Genomic DNA, 16742 nt, shown 5'->3' on the forward strand with positions numbered 1-16742 from the left:
AATAAAATGTCGTTTTTTTAGTAAGTGTATTTCTACCCATCCTCTATACTAAAACTAGATAGTTGACAACGCTTTCAACAAGAGTTTTCAACAGATCAAAAAGAATAAGGGGGAAAGAAAGTTGAAGAGTATTAAGTCATTTACAAAGTTTTTAATGATTATTATGTCTGTGCTTTTGGTTATGGCTGGGTGCAGTTCTAAGGAAAGCAGTACAAGTAAAAAGGACGGAACTAGCTCCAATAATAAGCCATATGAAATTACAATGGCTTATTTAACATTAAATACCAAAATAGATGAACTTCCATTGGTTCAAGAAGAAATTAATAAAATTACTAAAAAGAAGATTAATGCTACGGTTAAATTAGTCCCAATAAGTGGCGCTGCATGGCAACAGCAACAAAATTTAATGTTAACAAGTAACGAAAAGCTGGATTTAATCATGTCTTCATCATTCTATGGCTACAATACACAAGCAGCAAAAGGTCAATACCTTCCATTAGATGATTTGCTCCAATCACATGGTCAAGGAATTTTTAAAGTGGTTCCTAAACGTCTTATAGAAGGTAATAAAGTTAATGGGAAAATATACGGTATTCCAAGTATAAGAGACTGGGGTTCTTATTATGGCTTTGCTATGAGAAAGGATTTAGTCGACAAATATAAGATTGATCTTTCTCAAATCAAAACATTTACGGACTTGGAAGATGTCTTTAAAATGGTCAAAGAAAAAGAACCAACATTAACACCAGTAGTCAACACATCAATGGGAACATCGGTTGCCACCGCAATTACTGCTGGAAAATTTGATGTGCTAGGGGACAACCTTGGAGTGGTGTCATTTAAAGATAAGAAAATTGTAAATATGTTTAAAGACCCGCAATATGTAGAAGCTGTTAAATTAGCACGAAAGTGGTTCCAAGAGGGTTACATCATTAAGGATTCAGCCACATCAAAAGAATCTGCCGCCAATCTTGTAAAAGCAAATAAAGGATTTGGCTATTTCGCTAAAATGAAGCCAGGTTTTGATGTCCAGGAGAAGGGAATAACTGGCTATGAAATGGTTTCAGTAAAATTAACGGATGTTTATTCGTACACAGATGCAGCCACGGGCTTCAACATGTCTATTGCGAGAAACAGTCAAAATCCTGAAAAAGCGATGGAATTTATCAATTTACTATATACTGATAAAGACATTATGAATTTACTAGATCTTGGCGTGGAAGGTAAACATTATGTGAAAAATTCGGATGGAACCATTAAATTGCCTGACGGCGTTAAGGAATCAAAATATGCATTTAACCAGTGGGAAATTGGAAATAACTTCTTGACTTTTCCTTGGGAAGGAAACCCTGCAAATTACTGGGATATAATGAAAGAACATAACGATTCAGCTATTTTTTCTCCAGCATTTGGCTTTACGTTCAATCCAGATCCAGTAAAAACTGAAATTGCTGCATCGACAAACGTATTAAATCAGTACAAGCTAGGACTTGAATCAGGTACTCTAAATCCGGAGAAAAGTTTGCCGGAATTTAATAGTAAGCTTAAAGCATCAGGTCTGGGGAAAATTATTGTGGAAAAACAAAAACAATTTGACAAGTGGAAAGAGAAGTAAGGTGAGAAAAGAGAGCTAGTAGTGCTAGCTCTCTTTTTTTCACTGGCTTGTCTTGAGATGGATTTCATGTTCCCAATAGTCGGATAAACGAAAATAAGAAGTCGTATTATGGGTAGTTTCAATAGAACTAGTTTAATAAAATAAAATTATAGCAATAAATGAAAGTTGTTTGTAAGCGGAAACATTTTAATCAGCAAGGGGGAAAAAGGATGTCAGAAGTGACAGTAAAAAAAATGAAAGCAAGCATCCAGGCGATACCAGCTAAAAAGGTAAATAACAGGATGATCAAGTTTAAAAGATTTTTACCTCTTTTTATCATGATGGTACCTGGGTTAATTTATTTGCTGATAAACAATTATTTACCGATGTTCGGATTGGTCATTGCTTTTAAGGATGTTAACTATGCGAAAGGAATCTTCGCAAGTGATTGGATAGGCTTTAAAAACTTTGAGTACCTATTTAGTTCAAGAGATGCCTTTGTTATTACCCGAAATACCATTCTCTATAATGGAGGATTTATTATCTTAAATACGATACTGGCGATTGGAATAGCCATAATGCTCAATGAAATTAAAAATAAGCTCGCGAAAAGCTTTTATCAAAGTGTTATTCTATTGCCATTCTTGATCTCGATGGTTATTGTCAGTTATCTGGGATTTGCCTTTTTAAGTGAAGATGTGGGTTATCTGAATAAAACGATTCTGCCTTTACTTGGGCTGGATGGTGTTTCATGGTATAACGAAGCAAAATATTGGCCCTATATATTAACCTTCATCAATTTATGGAAGGGTGTCGGATTCCTATGTGTCATTTATTTGGCGGCTATTATCGGGATCGACCAGGAGTACTATGAAGCAGCCACTTTAGATGGGGCGAATAAATGGCATCAAATTATTCATATTACAATTCCATCGATTATGCCAGTCATTATCATGATGACATTACTGTCAATAGGACGAATTTTCTACTCTGATTTTGGTTTGTTTTATCAAGTACCAATGAACTCAGGGGCAATCTACGATACCACGAATGTTATTGACACTTATGTTTACCGAGGTTTAATGCAGCTTGGGGATATCGGGATGTCCGCTGCAGCCGGCCTATATCAATCCATCGTTGGATTTGTACTGGTCCTGATATCCAATTATCTCGTCCGCAGAAAAAGTAAAGACAATGCATTATTTTAAGCAGGAGGTAAGGAAGAATGTATAAATCTGATCGAATAACACAATGGGTTTCCCATATCTTTTTAATCGTACTTGCAGCAGGCAGCATTATTCCCTTTATCATTCTTTTATCTTCTTCTCTAACAGGTGAAAAGGTCATTTTGAAGGATGGTTATTCCTTTTTCCCTAGGGAATTTAGCTTTGCAGCTTATGAGTATTTGTTAAATAATTCTTCAAGTATTTTAAGGGCCTACGGTATTACAATTTTCGTAACTGTATTTGGAACGGTTGTTAGTTTGGCTTTAACTGCGTTTTTGGCATATGCACTTTCACGTCGAGATTTACCTTACAGAAATGTTTTTGCTTTCTTTGTATTCTTTACCTTATTATTCAACGGTGGACTTGTACCAACCTATCTGGTTTATACACAAATCTTTGATTTGAAAAATACGATTTGGGCATTAATTGTACCTGGTCTGCTTATGAATGGTTTTAACGTATTATTAATGAGAACATTTTTTATAACTTCCATTCCAGAGCCTGTGATTGAATCAGCACGGATGGATGGTGCAGGTGAATTCAGGACCTTTTTCTCCATAGTCCTGCCTTTATCACTGCCTATTTTGGCAACGATTGGATTACTTCAAACCATTCATTATTGGAATGACTGGTTTAACGGTCTCATTTATATTACCGACCCACAACTATTCAGTATCCAAAACATTTTAAACAGGATGCTTGCGGATATTCAGTTTTTAGCGACCAGTGATTTGGGTTCAAACGCCAGTCAGGCAGCTTCGGAAATTCCTTCAACAGGTGTACGGATGGCGATTGCTGTTGTAGGGGTATTACCGATTTTAATTGCGTATCCATTTTTCCAAAAATACCTTGTAAAAGGAATTGCATTAGGCTCTGTAAAAGGATGATATTTTTGTCTAAGAGTAGCCCTATCTTAGGGCTATTTTCCTTAATATGATTGAGTCATTGCAGCGATAAAGGAAGGAGTTATCCTTAATGGAAGGTTTTATGAAGGGCATTCATCGTGTTTCCGAGTGGGGTATGAGATTAATGTATGCAAACGTGCTTTGGATTGTCTTCACGTTTCTTGGTCTAATTGTTCTAGGTTTTTTTCCTGCAACAGCAGCGATGTTCGCCGTTGTCCGAAAGTGGGTAATGAAGCAGGATATTCATGTATTTAGAACGTTTTGGACGGTTTATAAAAGTGAATTTCTAAAAAGTAATGGTGTCGGTTTAATTCTGATAGCGTTAGGAAGTTTCCTATACTCTAATATAAAGATAATAGAAGTCATATCGTTACCAATATTCAAATTACTTTATATTCCCAATGTTATTTTGATTTTTATTTTCTTCTTTACCTTATTTTATATTTTTCCCGTCCTTGTACATTTTCATGTGGGGGTAAAAGGAGTCATTAAAAATGCGGTTATTCTAATGACGACCAACCCAATGGCAACCTTTATAATGGCTGTGTTTACAGGGATTTTCTTTTTTATAACATTTAAGTTTCCTGGATTAATTCCTTTTTTTAGTGGAAGTGTCCCTGCATTTTTACTTATGTCTTTATGCAATTATACATTCAAAAAATATCATCAAAAGTCGGATTAATGAAAATAGGTAGTCGTAATTCGAATAGTGGAAACAATGCGAGTGTTTTAAAATGAAATTAAAAGGCAGTTAACTTAGAACAAAAGTAATATTATCCGTCATATCAAATTATGAAAGCGTTAAACATTTACTAGGGAGGATACTATGAAAAGAAATATCAGACAATTAATTGAAAAAATGACACTTGAAGAAAAGGCGAGTCTTTGCTCAGGTTTAAATAATAAACTAAATGATGTATTAGATAATGTTTAAGAAGATTTAATCTTACGAAACTATTAATTTACTATCAAATTTACTAAACAGATCTATGATTATAAAAAAGGAGAATGAAGATGTTATATCCTATCGTAACTGAAACACGCAGTATCATTGATTTAAACGGGATATGGAATTTTAAGCTTGATTCGGGAAATGGTTTTCAGGAAAACTGGCAAAATTCCAAATTGACCGATGCATTCAGCATGGCTGTTCCATCCTCTTTTAATGATATTGGTGTAAATGCAAGTATACGTGATCATGTTGGCTGGGTTTGGTATGAACGGGAGTTTTCTGTTCCGTCCAAACTGCAATCTGAGCGTGTGGTTTTGCGGTTCGGTTCGGCCACTCATCAAGCTAAGGTGTATGTCAATGGAGAGCTTGTTGTCGAGCATAAAGGTGGCTTCTTACCGTTTGAGGCAGAATTAAATAATTTTTTACAAAAAGGGAAAAATCGATTAACTGTTGCAGTCAACAATATTGTTGATTACTCAACTTTACCGGTTGGCACAGTAATTGAGAAGGATATTCCTGGTGTTGGCAAAGTAAAACGTAACCAGCCAAATTTTGACTTTTTCAACTACGCCGGTTTGCACCGTCCAGTGAAAATTTATACTACACCGACTATTTATGTTAAGGATGTAACGATTGTAACGGATATAGATGGACAAGTTCACTATTCAATTGAAGGAGCAGGCACAGTACAAGTAAAAGTAAAGGCCATTGACGAATATGGAATCGTAGTAGGTGAGGCAGAAGGAGTTACTGGCACCATCAACATTCCAAATGTAAGGCTGTGGGAGCCATTAAATGCCTATTTGTACACACTCCAGGTAGAGCTAGAAAAAGATGGGGAATCCGTTGATATTTATGAACAGCCATTTGGTGTTAGAACAGTTGCTGTCGATGATGGAAAGTTCCTTATTAATAATAAGCCATTTTATTTCAAAGGCTTTGGCAAGCACGAAGATACACCGATTCATGGTAGAGGCTTTGATGAAGCCGCTAACGTAATGGATTTCAATCTGATGAAATGGATGGGAGCAAATTCATTCCGTACAGCCCATTACCCATATTCAGAAGAAATTATGCGCCTTGCTGACCGCGAAGGTTTTGTCATCATTGATGAAGTGCCTGCCGTTGGTTTGCACTTGAACATGTTGGTGGTCTTTTTGGGTGGACCCAAACGGGATACCTGGAAGGAGCTTAAAACCTTCGAACATCATCAGCAGGTGATCAAGGAACTAATCAATCGTGATAAAAACCATCCTTCTGTCGTATTGTGGAATATAGCCAATGAAGCTGCAACTGAAGAAGAGGGAGCATATGAATACTTTAAGCCGCTAGTCGAGCTGGCAAAAGAACTTGACCCGCAAAAACGTCCTGTTACTATTGTTACTGAAATTCAATCTTCACCTGAAAACGATCAAATAGCGGAATTACTGGATATCCTTGCCTTTAACCGATACTACGGCTGGTATGTGGATGGCGGTGATTTAGTGTCAGCTAAAGAAAGGCTTCGTGCTGAGTTTAATAGCTGGCTTAAAAGGTGCCCGAACAAACCATTTATGATGACTGAGTATGGTGCAGATACGGTAGCAGGATTACACGATGTAGAACCTGTCATGTTTACGGAAGAATATCAAGCAGCGTTTTATAGAGCAAACCATGAAGTGTTTGATGAATTTGATCATTTCGTTGGTGAACAGGTATGGAACTTTGCTGATTTTGCAACGGGCCAAGGAATTGTTCGGGTTCAAGGAAACAAAAAAGGCATTTTTACTCGCGACCGGAAACCAAAATATGCTGCACATGAGCTGAGAAAACGTTGGACAGAAATACCTGATTTTAACTATAAGGGATAAAACCAAGCCTATCATATGCTCATAAATAGTTGTTTAATATAAATATTTTGTTTGAATAGTGGTTAGCTTTATGGAATTTGTGTTGCTGCTTATCTTAAGAAGATAAATAAAAGTTTGGTCTTAAGTAAAATTATTAAGCATGAGTTGATCTCTAGGGCAGAATTAGCAAATATCACAAAACTAACAAAGGCAACGATTTCTTCACAGGCAGCGGAGTTATTTACCAATTACGTCACCTTCACGGGTGGCGTTTTTATTTGTACTAAAATTAAAGAAAGCCCTATGTTCAAGGGCCCAATTGCCGTATAAAGTATCGATAATTAATTCTTAGAGTTTTCCTCAATTTTATGAATATACACGACACCGCTCGTTACAACTGAACCATTTGTTTCACCGCAATGGGGGCAATTTATATACTCACGCTCTTTACCTCCAGGGACATTCATTTCCGTAACTTGGAAATAAAACTCTTTTTCACATTTTTTGCAGTTCAACAAAAGACATCCCTCCGTGTACTTTTATTAGTAACTCAAAGTATATATTCGCCAAATTGTAAGCGTTTTCCTTCTTGATATTATTTATTTGACGGAATTATAGAGGACATTACGAATATACCTACCGGGGTATATGAGGATGGTTGGGATTCGAGGTGTAGCGATAGGGTTCCGATTCACTAGAACGAGGCGACTGGCGTGGATGACCGTCTCGAACTCGAGGGGGTATCGTATGGACTTTCCTAATTAAGACATGTTTAGTGTAAAGTATTTTGTAAAGCACAAATTTCATAGCTTAGGAGTTGGTAAAATGATTACATTTGAGAATGAGAGAGGTTTAGTTTTAAAGTAAAAAGAATCGCTACACGTATATTCACTAAAGGGCATATATATTGCGAGTTTATCGAAATCAATAGCACCGGGGTTACGCCTAGCCTATGTAGCAGTGCCGAGTCGATTCAAGGAGCCAATTTCAAAGGCACTTTATAATCTAAATATATCGGTTTCCCCATTATTAGCAGAATTGGCGGCACGTACAATTGTATCGAATCAATTTGAAAACATCATTAAGGTTCATCGGGAACAAACGATTCGTAGAAACCAAGTCGTAAATCAATATTTGTCAGACTATACCTGTTTAGGTACTGAAACAGGTATCTTTCGTTGGTTACTATTACCGGGCAAAATCACAGGTACGGAATTTGAAAGGGTAGCTGCACAAAATGGGTACAAGTGTATGCGGCGGAACGATTTGTGGTTGGAAATAGTTGTCCAGAGCGGGCTGTAAGAGTTTCGATCTGTGCTCCACAATCACTCGAAGAGCTTGAGCAAGGATTGATAATCCTTAAACGTTTACTAAAAGAACTTACATAATATTATTTGCCATACAATTAATATTGTATGGCTTTTTTGTGTTTTTTGGGTCTTCCTCTTCTCGTGAACTGATTGCAAGCGTGATAAAACGAACAAAGACAATTCGACCCTTGATTACTTTTCTGGTTGTATCTGCGCCTAATCCTACCACACCTCCAAGGAAGGACAAATTTTATAAAAATATTGTAAACGCCAACAGAAGGAGGGATTCTCCCTTCATCTCCGCTTTTTATCAAGAAGCTAAACTTGTGAAGGGGGACAGAGTGTTTTTTCCTGGCAAGGTTCGTCGAGGTGTTAACATTATCTGTTTACCATATAAAAAATAAAGTGAAATGCACAAAGTAATGAGGAGGAAAATGAAATGAGTAAAAAAATACACGTACAGTCTTACGAGAAAGAAGACTTGAAGAGAGGTCTGTCAAGTCGTCATATCCAGATGATTGCCATAGGGGGCTCAATTGGAACTGGTCTCTTCTATGGTTCTTCCTGGGCCATTAGCAGAGGGGGACCGGCAGTTCTGCTGACATATTTACTTGTTATTGGAAGTCTATAATAATGGTTATTTTAGCATAGATTATGTGAAGGAAATTGTTTGCCATGCAATTATAATATTGTACGGTTTTTTGATGCGTGTTAAAATGTTTTAAATCTGCTGGAGAGGCACTCCCGCCTGTGAAATATTTTGACACTGCGGGTAGAGTAATTTATATCAGTACCTTTTCTAAGATTTTTACTCCTGGTCTTCGACTTGGGTGGATTTGTGCAGACGAATCTTTCATTGAAAAGTACGTTGCTTTTAAGCAAACAGCTGACTTACATACTGACAGTTTTGCTCAAAGAATTACAGCTAAGTATTTGGAACTTTACGATATCGATGAGCACATTAATAAAATCAAAGCTGTTTATAAAGAAAGATGCACAGTCATGTTATCTTGCATTGAAGAATTTTTCCCAAAGAATTTGTCTTACAGTAAACCAGAAGGTGGATTATTTATTTGGGTTGAGTTTCCTGAGTCTGTTGATTCTAGGGAATTATTCACTGAATGTTTGGCAAATAATGTTGCGTTTGTTCCTGGTACCCCATTCTTTTCGAATGGAACAAAGAATAATGCTTTACGTTTAAATTACTCGAATATGCCTAAAGAGAAAATTAGGGAAGGTATGAAGCGTATGGGAGAAGTGCTAAAAAATGGGTCAAGATAAAATTTTAAAATTGGTTGTTGACCAGTTAGTTAAGCTCTTTGGAAGTGAAGCTAAAAATTTAAAGGCTCTTCTTTATAAAGATTGGTCCAGCGATTCTGAAACCACTGTTGAGGAATACTTAAGTCCTCTTAAAAATTACCAGAGCTATGGTCCACAACCAGTAGAAGGTGTATGGGAAAAGAAAATTATTTTTGCTGGTACAGAAACGAATTCAGAATATAGTGGACATCTTGAAGGTGCCCTTCAGTCCGCTGAACAGGCAGTTTTTGAAATCATTCATTTAAATAACAAGCCTTTATGACTCGATTTTTGATGAGTATCGTATCTGAACTATAGTTTTGAATATTTCTGGAGGAAATCTTTAAAGGAGTTAAATAATATAATAGAAGAAATTTATCCCGTTCCAAGGATAAATTGTAATGTTTATTTTATCCTTAGTAAGGAGTACTATAATGCAATTTTTCTTTGATCACCTTGTTTGGTTCTTTAAGAAACCAGAGAAAGCAATTTCACCGTTAAAACAAGGAGGACTTCATGCGGTGAAGGGGGGACGTCATGAATCTTGGGGAACATATAATACCCTAACCTATTTTGGCTTAAGTTATATTGAATTTTTAGGAATTGAAAATTTATCAATAGCTGAAAAACATGGTGAAAATCGATTGATTATGCAAATCGTTGAACAGCTAGCAAAAGAAAGTCGGGAAGGCCCTGCGAAAGTAGCGATCCAAACAAATCAAATTGAAGAACTAGCAATAAAACTTAAAGCAGAAGGACTTACAGTATATGGGCCGCTTACTGGGGAGAGAGTTCGTGCAGATGGTCAGGTAATCAGGTGGTCATTGTTATTCCCTGAATACGCGGAAAACAAGGTTCCTTTACCATTTTTTATTGAATGGGAAAAATCAGATGAAGAAAGGTACTCGGAATTAGAGGAACAAAGACTCATAGGGTCACACATATTAGGTCAGCCAAAATTGGAAAGTGTTGGTTTCGTCGTAAATAATTTGGATAAAACATTAGAAATTTGGAGGAAATTGTTTTGCCTTAAACAAGGCGAGGAGTATATCGATACGGAAATCAATGCACGTTGTAGAATTTTAAAATTGAACAGAACTAATTTATTATTTTTTACACCAATTGGAGATGGTCCGGCTGCTAAGGTATTAAAAGAAAAAGGGGAGACTCCTTTTTTAGTGAACCTTACTGACACAAATCAAAGTCACTTTTTTGAAATGTTGGATGGTTATTGGAGGTTCCAGTAATATATTAAAACCATTATATAATAAATTACAGATTGAGATTGAATATGCTCCTTTTATATTGGCTTGCAAAATACCCGATACGGTTCACCGTAACGTATCTAAATCGATTTGGTGGGGAAGAGTAAGAGTCTCTTCCCACATCCTAACTATTATGTTTTAAGTGATTCCCTGGAATTCTCGGACCTGATGAAGGATAGCAGAGTTGAATAAGACGACATAAAAAAGATGATTTCATCATATTTATCATTAATGAGAGGTTAAAGAGGTGAATACATGTTACGCAATGTTGGCAGAAGACTCATCTGGTTTTTAATCGGAAGTACGATTTTTGCTACATTTATCGGATTTACCCTGTTTAAGGCTGGCCTCATATCATTTCCAGGTATTCCTAAATCCCAAAGTGCAATGAATAATAAACATCCTAATCGAAATAGAAGAGTTGGCAGAATTCGAGTTACTTAGAGATATGATATCGTTAGCTTCAATAGTGTGTGTCTATGTAGTATTTCCTTGTAGTATAAAATGCTGCACATTTTTCTTACTGTAACATTATTTCGGAAAAAACAAGTCAAACATTCGAAGACTGCCAGATTTTTAAAGTTCATAAGAGGTTTGGGCTTCTTGCATCGCATGTGCGAAAAGCCCAAACCTTTAATATATTTGTATCTTTACTCCTGTGATACAAAAACGTGAGTAAGAAAGTAATAGGCACAGTTATTTGGAAAGCCTTCAAAACCGTATCTATGCTCGTTGTTCTTCCCTTGGTTTTGGTTTTTCCGTAGCCTAGTCTTCTTAAGGTGCTTCCCCGGCAGTCAAATCCAAAACGAATTCATTAGGGATGCAGCGTGACCTCCCAGATGAACTCTGAAGCAAATCACAAATCTTTGGTGGATGCGGCGATTGAGCCACAAATTCCAATAGATTCTTGTGCACTTTTTCATACGAATATTTTTTGCAAGACCATATGCCAGCCATCCAGCTTCTTTTGATCGAAATGAAACTTTTCATAATAGACTTCAATTAGTTCCATTAAATTATAAATCTCTTTTTGATTCATCAAAGTTAAAATCCTCCTCAGACATTCTCTTCTTTCTTTCCTGTTGATTGAGATAAGATTCAAATTTTGTTCCAAACAACGTCTCCAGCCTTAGAAACTTATTCCAAGCAAACTTCCATTCAGCTGTCTTTAAATCAATGACTTTTTTAAATTCCTCAAAGGTAAAACCTTCTCTATTTCTCGCATGAATCATTTCCCTCGTTTTAATAGAACCTGGTTTAAAGTTCTTTCCTGTTATCTCATTCAAATAGTTGATAATTTCAGCATATGGTATCTCCTTTTTTACGGAAGAACTGACAGTTGTTACCTTCGTATTATTAGCCTCTTCCTCCGGTGTATTCTCCTCAATAGGCTTAGCTGGACGTTCCAAAATGCTATCCTCTAGCTCTTTCACTTTTTCATAGTCAATGCTGTACCATTTTGAGATTACTGAACACTAGAAAATACAAGGCGGTAAAAACTTGATATAACAGCATTTCCGGAAAATATTACAAATTTGTGACAACATTGGTTTTTTTTTCAATTTTAAGTAATAGTTTAGTAGAATTGAAACATAATAATTAATACTACCAGTTTGTAAGCTTCTGACTACAAGAGACATAATTATTTGCTGCTTAATTCACAAGAACCGGGAGGAGAAAAACGTATGGATGCTAATATTGGAAAGTGCCCGTTTCACGGCGGCGCTGCTAGTAACAATTCTAGGGGTACGTCTAATCGAGACTGGTGGCCAAACCAGTTGAACTTGAACATTCTCCATCAGCATGACAGAAAATCTAACCCTATGGGAGAAGACTTTGATTATGCAGAAGAATTTAAAAAGTTAGACTACTATGCCCTTAAACAGGATCTTCGCGATTTAATGACAAACAGTCAAGATTGGTGGCCAGCTGATTATGGACATTATGGTCCATTCTTTATCCGTATGGCTTGGCACTCCGCAGGTACATATCGTACTGGAGACGGCCGTGGTGGTGGTGGTACTGGCACACAGCGTTTTGCTCCACTTAACAGTTGGCCTGACAACGGTAACCTCGATAAAGCTCGTCGACTACTTTGGCCGATTAAGCAAAAGTATGGCAACAAGATTTCTTGGGCTGACTTATTTATTCTTACAGGTAATGTCGCTATTGAATCAATGGGTGGAAAGACATTTGGTTTTGGTGGAGGACGCGCAGATGTTTGGCATCCAGAAGAAGACATTTACTGGGGTACTGAATCAGAATGGTTAGGTGATAAGCGTTACACAGGTGATCGTGAGCTTGAGAACCCACTTGCAGCCGTTCAGATGGGCCTTATCTATGTTAACCCAGAAGGTCCAAATGGTAATCCAGATCCGATTGCAAGTGGTCGTGACATACGCGAAACCTTTGCACGTATGGGAATGAACGATGAAGAAACAGTAGCATTAATAGCCGGCGGCCATACTTTTGGTAAGGCACATGGTGCAGGAGATGCTGCTCATGTTGGTCCAGAACCGGAAGCTGCTCCAACTGAAGCACAGGGCTTAGGTTGGTTAAGCACACACGGCAGCGGTAAAGGGCGTGACACCATCACGAGCGGTATTGAAGGTGCTTGGACTACTAATCCAACACAGTGGGATAATGGTTACTTTGATTTATTATTTGGATATCAATGGTGGCTTACAAAGAGTCCTGCTGGTGCATATCAGTGGCTTGCTGTAAATCCTGATGAGAAGGATCTTGCACCGGATGCAGAAGATCCATCCGTTCGTGTTCCGACTATGATGACTACCGCTGATATGGCATTGCGATATGATCCAGAATACGAAAAGATATCTCGTCGTTTCCATAAGAATCCAGAAGAGTTTGCTGATGCATTTGCTCGTGCATGGTTTAAACTAACACACCGTGACATGGGGCCTCGTTCAAGATATCTAGGCCCAGAAGTTCCAAAAGAATTACTTATCTGGCAAGATCCTATACCGGCTGTTGAGTATGAGTTAACAGATACAGAAGTTGAAAAGATCAAATTTATGATCCTGGACTCAGGACTTACTATCAACGAACTAGTCACAACTGCATGGGCCTCAGCAAGTACCTACCGCGGCTCAGATATGCGTGGCGGTGCTAATGGTGCTCGTATCCGTCTTGCTCCACAGAAGGATTGGGAAGTAAATCAGCCTGAACAACTTACAAAAGTACTTACTGTACTAGAAAGCATTCAAAGTCATCTAGGAAAGAAAGTAAGCATGGCTGACTTGATTGTACTTGGAGGTAGTGCTGCAATAGAAAAAGCTGCAAAAGATGCAGGCTTTGATGTATCTGTTCCTTTCGCTCCAGGACGTGGCGATGCAACCCAAGAGCAAACTGAATTAGAAAGTTTTGCAGTGCTAGAACCTATCGCAGATGGTTTCCGCAACTATCAGAAGGACCAGTATCGTGTAAGTTCGGCAGAGCTGCTAGTTGACAAGGCACAACTTCTAGGCCTTACTGCACCAGAAATGACTGCTCTTATTGGCGGTATGCGTGTTTTGGGTACTAACTACGGTGGCACCAATCATGGGGTTTTCACTGATCGTGTAGGGACACTTACTAACGACTTTTTTGTTAACTTACTTGACATGGGGGTAGCGTGGACGCCTGTTGGCGGTGACGTATTTGAAGGACGTGATCGCAAGACAGGAGTAGTAGTACGTACAGCAACTAGTGTTGACCTAGTGTTTGGTTCAAACTCCGTTCTACGTGCCATAGCAGAAGTTTATGCTCAAGATGATAACAATGAGAAGTTTGTGCGTGATTTTATAGCCGCCTGGGTCAAGGTTATGAATGCTGATCGTTTCGACCTTAGGTTGAAGAAAGCTCAACTATTAGGCTTTTCAAAGTAACAATGCCCGGGACTTTACGTAAAGGAAGAAGTAGCAAAGGTAAATAACAGAAATGAATAATATAAAAAAATCTAATTAGAGTAAAAAAATAGGCTCATTCCTTTGAACACAAAGGGTTGGGCCTGTTTGGAGATATTATTACGTTTGAACGGACTTTTACAGTAAGGGATGTTGAATTATTTACAGAGATATCAGGTGATGAAGGAATACAACAAAAACCATCCTATATTGAATGGTTTTTATCTTTATCATAATTTGATGATGTACTTGAGTGTGTTAATATGCGGTCTAATACTTTTTCAGTAAATGGCATAAAGTAATTAAGTATTAGCCCCCCTAAACAAACGGTTAATATAGTCCCAACGCCAATTGGTCCATTTAAAAACATTGCCATTATTAAGAATACGAGGTAAATGAACGTTTTCGAAAAAAATATATTTGTTCTAGTTAATTCTTGTATGATTAAGGTTAATCGGTCAACTGGAATCGGTGCAATATTTGTGTGTAAATATGTTGCGGTTCCTAATCCTATAACAACTAAGCCGATTCCAAAACAAACAACTTTGCTGTACCATAGTTCAGGTGTTATCAAATTGTGCAATAAAAAAAGCCACATATCAATACCAATACCCGTTATAAATGCTGTTAACAACCCCAAAACTTCTGGTCTTTGTCTTTTTAAAAATGAATTACAACCTATCAATAGTAAAGCTAATATTATTTCCCAACTTCCCACAGTAAGCCCCACATTTATGGACAGTCCTACCAAAAGTGCATCAAAAGGTGAAGTTCCAAGGTCTGATTGAATAGTGAAAGAAATACCAAGGGTTAATATTAAAATTCCTAATACATAAAAAACATATTTCACTTTACTCGACCTCTTTATCAATATTTACTAGACAATTCTTTGAGCATTAGAATATGTGGGATACCATCTTCCATAAAGATATTAGATGAAGTACGATAACCAAGTTTTTTATAAAAACCTTCCGCCTGTGTTTGTCCATGTAATTTAACCTGCGAGGCTCCCCGTTCTTCCGCGATTTCTTCTAACGCTTTAATAATGATTTTTCCAAGTCCAAATTTACGATAAGGTTCGAGGATGCAGATTCTTTCCAATTTACCTACTCCATCAATAAACCTTATCCTTCCCGTTCCGACTGGATGTTCATTGTAATGGACTAATATGTGTTCGCAAAGTCCATTCAGTGTATCAAATTGATCAAATTCATCTTCTAGTGGTACGCCTTGTTCTTTCACAAATACTTCTTTCCTTATTGCAAATGCTACCCTTAAATTTTCATCAATTGTTGCTCTTTTTGCATTCATTTTTATCAGTCCTTTTAAATTAAATTATCTATCATCATTTTGTTGCAAATGCAATAAAATTAGGTTAAATTTAATTTATATCACTTTTATAGTAAATGCAACAAAAAGTATGGGTTAAGGAGTTAATTATGAAGGAAATTCTTCGTGAAATAGGAATGATAGCAAGGGCATTAGATTCTATAAGTAATATAGAATTTAAAGAATATGACCTTACAAAAGGGCAGTATTTGTACCTGGTGCGAATATGTGAAAACCCAGGAATCATTCAAGAAAAGTTAGCTGAGATGATAAAAGTAGATCGAACAACAGCAGCTCGTGCTATAAAAAAACTTGAAATTAATGGCTTTATTGAAAAGAAAGAAGATCAACATAACAAAAAAATAAAAAAACTCTTTCCAACAGAGAAAGGGAAAAATGTTTTTCCTTTTATAAAAAGAGAAAATGATTATTCCAATATCGTTGCATTAGAGGGATTTTGTGAAAAAGAAGTAGAAACCATTTTCAACCTTCTTCAAAGAGTAAGAAAAAATATAGAAAAAGACTGGGAATTTGTAAAAAAGGGAAACAAGAGAAATTATTGATTATATGAAGGAGCGACATATTTAAATGACTATAAATATAAAAAAGTGTACCGTTGAAGATTCACACAAACTTCAAGAAATTAGTTATGAAACATTTAATGAGACATTTAAGCATCAGAATTCACCCGAAAATATGAATGCCTATCTGGAAAGGGCATTTAACTTAAAACAATTAGAAAAAGAATTATCCAATATTTCTTCGCAATTCTTTTTTGTTTATTTTAATAATGAAGTCGCTGGATATTTAAAGGTCAATACCAATGATGCTCAGTCTGAAGAAATGGGTGATGAATCACTTGAAATCGAGAGGATTTATATAAAGAACAAATTTCAAAAACATGGGCTTGGTAAATATCTGCTAAATAAAGCTATGGAAATTGCGATGGAACGTAATAAAAAGAAAATTTGGCTAGGCGTATGGGAAAAAAATGAAAATGCTATTACTTTTTATAAGAAAATGGGGTTTGTTCAAACTGGAGCCCACTCTTTTTATATGGGTGATGAAGAACAAATGGACTTTATAATGACCAAAACACTCATATAACTTTTTTTGAAAGGTGGATTA

20 protein-coding genes and 1 pseudogene are annotated in these 16742 nt (G+C 36.7%); 15 read left to right on the plus strand and 6 right to left on the minus strand.

Features of this window, described 5'->3' with window-relative positions; translation table 11 throughout:
- Positions 1-121: 121 nt before the first annotated feature.
- From ACSU6B_RS05640 to ACSU6B_RS05665, 6 genes are all read left to right on the plus strand, one after another.
- Positions 122-1615 (plus strand): ABC transporter substrate-binding protein, encoded by a 1494-nt coding sequence (locus ACSU6B_RS05640; RefSeq protein ID WP_410883459.1) that lies wholly within the window; start codon positions 122-124, stop codon positions 1613-1615.
- 281 nt (positions 1616-1896) lie between these two features.
- Positions 1897-2802: an ABC transporter permease gene (locus ACSU6B_RS05645; protein ID WP_374103847.1), complete on the plus strand. Its 906-nt coding sequence runs from the start codon at positions 1897-1899 to the stop codon at positions 2800-2802.
- A gap of 17 nt (positions 2803-2819) precedes the next feature.
- Positions 2820-3707, plus strand: coding sequence for a carbohydrate ABC transporter permease (locus tag ACSU6B_RS05650; protein ID WP_410883461.1), 888 nt, complete (start codon positions 2820-2822; stop codon positions 3705-3707).
- Positions 3708-3795: 88 nt separating this feature from the next.
- Positions 3796-4407 carry a YesL family protein gene (locus ACSU6B_RS05655; RefSeq protein ID WP_410883463.1) on the plus strand — a complete coding sequence of 204 codons (612 nt, stop codon included), beginning with the start codon at positions 3796-3798 and terminating at the stop codon, positions 4405-4407.
- Between the two features lie 332 nt (positions 4408-4739).
- Positions 4740-6527 carry a beta-glucuronidase gene (uidA, locus tag ACSU6B_RS05660; protein ID WP_410883465.1) on the plus strand — a complete coding sequence of 596 codons (1788 nt, stop codon included), beginning with the start codon at positions 4740-4742 and terminating at the stop codon, positions 6525-6527.
- 114 nt (positions 6528-6641) lie between these two features.
- Positions 6642-6836: a hypothetical protein gene (locus ACSU6B_RS05665; protein WP_410883467.1), complete on the plus strand. Its 195-nt coding sequence runs from the start codon at positions 6642-6644 to the stop codon at positions 6834-6836.
- An 11-nt stretch (positions 6837-6847) separates the two neighbouring features.
- On the opposite strand, the gene ACSU6B_RS05670 is transcribed toward ACSU6B_RS05665, so the two are convergent.
- The gene (locus ACSU6B_RS05670) at positions 6848-7024 is read right to left on the minus strand and encodes a hypothetical protein (protein WP_410883469.1); all 177 of its coding nucleotides are present in this window, start codon (positions 7022-7024) and stop codon (positions 6848-6850) included.
- Between the two features lie 382 nt (positions 7025-7406).
- On the opposite strand from ACSU6B_RS05670, the pseudogene ACSU6B_RS05675 reads away from it, so the two are divergent.
- A pseudogene (locus ACSU6B_RS05675) lies at positions 7407-7894 on the plus strand (aminotransferase class I/II-fold pyridoxal phosphate-dependent enzyme); the annotation flags it as partial.
- Here ACSU6B_RS05675 and ACSU6B_RS05680 read toward each other — a convergent pair.
- Positions 7887-8045, minus strand: coding sequence for a hypothetical protein (locus ACSU6B_RS05680; protein ID WP_410883471.1), 159 nt, complete (start codon positions 8043-8045; stop codon positions 7887-7889). The pseudogene ACSU6B_RS05675 and the gene ACSU6B_RS05680 overlap by 8 nt on opposite strands.
- A gap of 210 nt (positions 8046-8255) precedes the next feature.
- Here ACSU6B_RS05680 and ACSU6B_RS05685 point away from each other — a divergent pair, with 210 nt between their 5' ends.
- The 5 genes from ACSU6B_RS05685 (at position 8256) to ACSU6B_RS05705 (ending at position 10824) form a co-directional block, all read left to right on the plus strand.
- Positions 8256-8447 (plus strand): hypothetical protein, encoded by a 192-nt coding sequence (locus ACSU6B_RS05685; protein ID WP_215000581.1) that lies wholly within the window; start codon positions 8256-8258, stop codon positions 8445-8447.
- Positions 8448-8566: 119 nt separating this feature from the next.
- A complete protein-coding gene (locus ACSU6B_RS05690; protein ID WP_410883473.1) occupies positions 8567-9097 on the plus strand; it encodes a PLP-dependent aminotransferase family protein in 531 nt (176 codons plus the stop codon).
- Entirely contained in the window at positions 9084-9398 is a 315-nt protein-coding gene (locus ACSU6B_RS05695; RefSeq protein WP_410883475.1) for an FAD-dependent oxidoreductase, read from the plus strand. The genes ACSU6B_RS05690 and ACSU6B_RS05695 overlap by 14 nt, the downstream gene beginning before the upstream one ends.
- A 151-nt stretch (positions 9399-9549) precedes the next feature.
- On the plus strand, positions 9550-10362 hold the full coding sequence (locus tag ACSU6B_RS05700; protein ID WP_410883477.1) for a VOC family protein: 813 nt from the start codon (positions 9550-9552) through the stop codon (positions 10360-10362).
- A gap of 273 nt (positions 10363-10635) precedes the next feature.
- A complete protein-coding gene (locus ACSU6B_RS05705) occupies positions 10636-10824 on the plus strand; it encodes a hypothetical protein (protein WP_215000588.1) in 189 nt (62 codons plus the stop codon).
- A 475-nt stretch (positions 10825-11299) separates the two neighbouring features.
- On the opposite strand, the gene ACSU6B_RS05710 is transcribed toward ACSU6B_RS05705, so the two are convergent.
- Positions 11300-11422, minus strand: a complete 123-nt coding sequence (locus ACSU6B_RS05710) for a hypothetical protein (protein ID WP_410883479.1) — start codon at positions 11420-11422, stop codon at positions 11300-11302.
- Entirely contained in the window at positions 11397-11789 is a 393-nt protein-coding gene (locus ACSU6B_RS05715; protein ID WP_410883481.1) for a conserved phage C-terminal domain-containing protein, read from the minus strand. The genes ACSU6B_RS05710 and ACSU6B_RS05715 overlap by 26 nt, the downstream gene beginning before the upstream one ends.
- Positions 11790-12065: 276 nt before the next feature.
- Between ACSU6B_RS05715 and katG the strand changes: the two genes are divergently transcribed.
- Positions 12066-14267: a catalase/peroxidase HPI gene (katG, locus tag ACSU6B_RS05720; protein ID WP_410883483.1), complete on the plus strand. Its 2202-nt coding sequence runs from the start codon at positions 12066-12068 to the stop codon at positions 14265-14267.
- Positions 14268-14490: 223 nt separating this feature from the next.
- Here the strand turns inward: katG and ACSU6B_RS05725 are convergent, their stop codons facing one another.
- Positions 14491-15135: a YczE/YyaS/YitT family protein gene (locus ACSU6B_RS05725; protein WP_410883485.1), complete on the minus strand. Its 645-nt coding sequence runs from the start codon at positions 15133-15135 to the stop codon at positions 14491-14493.
- Positions 15136-15152: 17 nt separating this feature from the next.
- Positions 15153-15596 (minus strand): GNAT family N-acetyltransferase, encoded by a 444-nt coding sequence (locus ACSU6B_RS05730; RefSeq protein ID WP_410883487.1) that lies wholly within the window; start codon positions 15594-15596, stop codon positions 15153-15155.
- Between the two features lie 128 nt (positions 15597-15724).
- On the opposite strand from ACSU6B_RS05730, the gene ACSU6B_RS05735 reads away from it, so the two are divergent.
- Together ACSU6B_RS05735 and ACSU6B_RS05740 are read left to right on the plus strand one after the other, a co-directional pair.
- Positions 15725-16177, plus strand: a complete 453-nt coding sequence (locus tag ACSU6B_RS05735) for a MarR family winged helix-turn-helix transcriptional regulator (RefSeq protein ID WP_410883488.1) — start codon at positions 15725-15727, stop codon at positions 16175-16177.
- A gap of 25 nt (positions 16178-16202) precedes the next feature.
- Positions 16203-16721 (plus strand): GNAT family N-acetyltransferase, encoded by a 519-nt coding sequence (locus ACSU6B_RS05740; protein ID WP_410883490.1) that lies wholly within the window; start codon positions 16203-16205, stop codon positions 16719-16721.
- The last annotated feature ends 21 nt before the right edge of the window (positions 16722-16742 follow it).

It is taken from the genome of Neobacillus sp. C211, from assembly GCF_051842875.1.
In the GTDB taxonomy this organism is placed as follows: Bacteria; Bacillota; Bacilli; order Bacillales; family Cytobacillaceae; genus Neobacillus.